The following is a 1,172-nucleotide window of genomic DNA, read 5'->3' as shown; positions in this document are numbered from 1 at the left end:
GGCCTGCACGAAGCTCCGCGTACCAGGCGGCACCTGATCGACCCAGCTGGCCAGCACGCCGTCCAGGGCCTCGGGCCCGGCCTCGAACAGCGCGGCGCGCAGGTCGGTGGCGTCCACGCGGTGCTGGCKCGGCAGGCTCAGCAGGCGCCAGGGCGAGAAGCGGCGCAGGTAGTCGCTGGTGGCATCCTTGAAGTGGCCGACCAGCGTGACGTCGGCGTCGCCCACGCGCTCCTGCACGGCCGCACGCACGGCCTGCACCCAGCGCGCCTCGTCGTAGAGGTCGCGCAGCGGCACGACCTCCACGCGTTCACGCTCGGCGTCGGTCAGGGCCAGGCGCAGCATCTCGGCGCGCTCGGTCCAGCTGAAGGCATGGCGCGGTGAACGCGCCTGGTGGGCCGAGCCGAGCAGCACGATGACGCGGGGCGCCTCGGCCAGCGCCGCGCGCAACAAGCTGACGTGGCCGTTGTGAACCGGTTGGAAGCGGCCGATGACGACGGCGGCAGAGGTCATGACAGCACTCCGGGGAAAACCGCCGCGATGGGCATCTGCCGCCCTTGGCCGAAAGCGCCCGCGCGCAGCCGGATCAGCGGCGGCGCCTGGCGGCGCTTGTATCCGCTGCGCTGGACCATGTGGGCAACGCGTTCAATGAGCAGCTTGAGCAGTTCGTCCAGCACCGGGACGAGGGTGAGCTTGATCATGGCTTGATGCCAAACACTTGTCGCAGATAGGCAAGAAAGGTCTCGTCGTCGCACAGCGTCTTGCCGGGGCTGTCGCTGAGCTTGGCCACGGGCTGGCCGTTGGCGTGGGTCAGCTTCATGACGATGTTCAGCGGTGTGGGCCCCAGGTCGTTGCTCAGATGGGTGCCGATGCCGAAGCCCAGCTGCACGCGGTCGGCAAAGTGGCGGTACAGCTCGATGGCCTTGGTCACGGTCAGGCCGTCGCTGAACACGAGGCGCTTGGTGTGCGGGTCGATGCGCAGCCTGGCGTAGTGGGCCAGGGCCTTCTCGCCCCAGGCGACCGGGTCGCCGCTGTCATGGCGCAGGCCGTCGAAGAGCTTGGCGAAGTAGAGGTCGAAGTCGGCCAGGAAGGCGTCCATGCCGACGACATCGGTCAGCGCCGTGCCGAGGTCGCCGCGGTACTCCTGCACCCAGTCCTCCAGCGCCGCCTTCTGG

Annotated in this window: 3 protein-coding genes; all 3 read right to left on the bottom strand. The window is 69.4% G+C overall.

The features are described from left to right. A partial coding sequence (locus AC1DU6_RS32085) for an adenylyltransferase/cytidyltransferase family protein (RefSeq protein WP_477862248.1) occupies positions 1 to 510 on the bottom strand: 510 nt, incomplete at its 3' end. After that, complete coding sequence (locus AC1DU6_RS32080) at positions 507 to 698, bottom strand: hypothetical protein (protein WP_477862246.1); 192 nt, start codon at positions 696 to 698, stop codon at positions 507 to 509. The genes AC1DU6_RS32080 and AC1DU6_RS32085, both read right to left, overlap by 4 nt. Next, positions 695 to 1,172: beta/alpha barrel domain-containing protein (locus AC1DU6_RS32075; protein ID WP_477862245.1), on the bottom strand; the 478-nt coding region annotated here is incomplete at its 5' end. The genes AC1DU6_RS32080 and AC1DU6_RS32075, both read right to left, overlap by 4 nt.

The organism is Roseateles sp. P5_B10 (genome assembly GCF_056400485.1).
This window is presented reverse-complemented; position numbering and strand designations above follow the sequence as displayed.

Bases quoted from the DNA above. Each gene is read 5' to 3' on its own strand.
- AC1DU6_RS32080 (WP_477862246.1), bottom strand. From the start codon at position 698: ATGATCAAGCTCACCCTCGTCCCGGTGCTGGACGAACTGCTCAAGCTG.